The organism is Mesorhizobium sp. M5C.F.Ca.IN.020.29.1.1 (genome assembly GCF_003997375.1).
GTDB classification, from domain to species: domain Bacteria; phylum Pseudomonadota; class Alphaproteobacteria; order Rhizobiales; family Rhizobiaceae; genus Mesorhizobium; species Mesorhizobium wenxiniae.
In genome coordinates, this window is sequence record NZ_RZSW01000750.1 from 1 (window position 1) to 2320 (window position 2320).

The 2320-nt window shown below is 63.9% G+C and carries 2 protein-coding genes; both read right to left on the minus strand.

Going from position 1 to position 2320, the window contains the following annotated elements; genetic code table 11:
• On the minus strand, positions 1–1345 hold a 1345-nt coding region (gene hutU, locus EOA85_RS33055), incomplete at its 3' end, for a urocanate hydratase (protein WP_127212511.1).
• 39 nt (positions 1346–1384) lie between these two features.
• Positions 1385–2206, minus strand: coding sequence for an N-formylglutamate deformylase (hutG, locus tag EOA85_RS33060; RefSeq protein ID WP_127212512.1), 822 nt, complete (start codon positions 2204–2206; stop codon positions 1385–1387).
• Positions 2207–2320: the final 114 nt, after the last annotated feature.

Consider the following 2320-nt stretch of genomic DNA (forward strand, 5'->3'; position numbering starts at 1 on the left):
CCGAGCCGGAATCGAGATGATCGCGGCCGATGACCACCGGCGCCTTGAGCTCGCCCTTCGCCACCATTTCGTTGAAGGCGAGGCCGAGCCGGTGGCGATCGCCGAGACCGACCCAGCAGATGCGCGCCGGCAGGCCCTGGAAGGCGATACGCTCGCGCGCCATGTCGAGCCAGTTGTGCAGGTGGGTGTTGCCGGGCGTCAATTCGCGCACCTTGGCATCTGTCTTGTAGATGTCCTCGGGCTCGCCGGAGAGGGCTGCCCAGCGAAACGGGCCGATGCCGCGACAAAACAGCGGTCGGATATAGGCCGGCACGAAACCCGGGAAGGCAAAGGCGTTCTCGAATCCTTCCTCCTTCGCCACCTGACGGATGTTGTTGCCGTAATCAAGCGTCGGCACGCCGGCGTTCCAGAACGCCACCATCGCCTCGACATGTTCGCGCATCGACGCGCGCGCCGCCTTCTCGACCGCCTTCGGGTCGCTGGTGCGCTTCTCGCGCCATTCGGCGAGCGACCAGCCCTTGGGCAGATAGCCGTTGAGCGGATCATGCGCCGACGTCTGGTCGGTGACCATATCGGGGCGCACGCCACGCCGCACCAGTTCCGGCACGATGTCGGCGGTGTTGCCGACCAGGCCGACCGATTTCGCCTCGCCGGCCCTGGTCCAGCGCTCGATCTTTTCCAGCGCCTCGTCGAGCCTGTCGGCGCGCTCGTCGACATAGCGGGTGCGCAGTCTGAAATCGATACGGTCGGGATCGCATTCGATCGCCAGGCAGCAGGCGCCGGCCATGACCGCAGCCAGCGGCTGGGCGCCGCCCATGCCGCCGAGGCCGCCAGTCAGGATCCATTTGCCCCTGAGGTTGCCGCCGTAATGCTGGCGGCCGGCCTCGACGAAGGTCTCATAGGTGCCCTGCACGATGCCTTGCGTGCCGATGTAGATCCATGAGCCGGCCGTCATCTGGCCGTACATCATCAGGCCTTTCTTATCGAGCTCGTTGAATTTCTCCCATGTCGCCCAGTGCGGCACGAGGTTGGAATTGGCGATCAGCACGCGCGGCGCATCGGTGTGAGTCCGGAACACGCCGACCGGCTTGCCGGACTGCACCAGAAGCGTCTCGTCATCTCCAAGCGTCTTCAGCGAGGCGACGATGCGATCAAAGTCGTTCCAGGTACGCGCCGCCCGGCCGATGCCGCCATAGACGACCAGTTCGTTGGGGTTTTCGGCGACGTCGGGATCGAGATTGTTCATCAGCATGCGCAACGGCGCTTCCGTCAGCCATGAGCGGGCATTGAGCTCGCTGCCGCGTGGGCTGCGGACTTCGCGGATGTTATGACGAGGATCGGTCATGGCGTCACTTTCCTTTCGAATGAGCTGCGCGGCGGAGCGTCAGCGCCCGGCCCAGGCAATCGCGCTTTCCAGGATCCGCCTCAGCGTGGCGCGGATCGGCGCGGCGAATGCGGGGTCATAAGGCACCGGCCAATTGCCGGGCGTCCCCTTGCCCTCGGGCTCGCGCATATAGCCGCGGTTGGACAGTTCCATCTGCAGCGCGTGGACGTTGTTCTGCGGCTGGCCGAAATGGCGCGTGATCCAGCCACCCTTGAAGCGGCCATTTACAACGTATGTCTCGCCGGTTCCGGCGAGGATCTCTTCGACCATCGCCTGCAAGGCCGGATCGGCGCTCTTGCCGTCATTGGTGCCGAGATTGAACACCGGCAGCGTCCCCTCGAACAGCCGCGGCAGCACCGAGCGGATCGAGTGGCAGTCATAGACCACGGCCCTGCCATGAGCGCCCTTTATCCGCGCAACTTCTCCAGCAATTGCGCTGTGATACGGATAAAAAAAGCGACGGCTCCGATGCTCTGTCTCTTCAGCGTCTGGTTCCAAGCCGGGGCGATAGAGCGGATCGCCGTCAAACGTCTCCGTTGGGCAGAGACCGGTAGTGGTTTGGCCGGGATACAGAGAAACACCTGACGGATCGCGATTGACGTCGATGACGCTGCGCGAGATCGACGTCCGAACAACGCTGGCGCCAAGATCGGCCGCAAAGTCATAGAGTTGTTCGATCCACCAGTCCGTGTCGCGATGTGCAAGCCACGGCGAAACGAACCGATCTTCCAAACCAGCCAGATCGGTGCCGGTATGCGGCAAGCTGACAAGCAGCGGCTTGGTTCCCTCATGGACGGTAAGCCAATCGCGCTCGTTCATCATGCGGCTCCAGAAATCGCCGGCAGCGCCACCGCGCTCGCCGCCCTCACCGCCGCGCCGCTGCGCACCATAGCGATGGCTTTTTCCATGTCGGGATGGAAATGCCGGTCATTGTCG

Bases quoted from the DNA above. Each gene is read 5' to 3' on its own strand.
- hutG (WP_127212512.1), bottom strand. From the start codon at position 2,206: ATGATGAACGAGCGCGATTGGCTTACCGTCCATGAGGGAACCAAGCCG.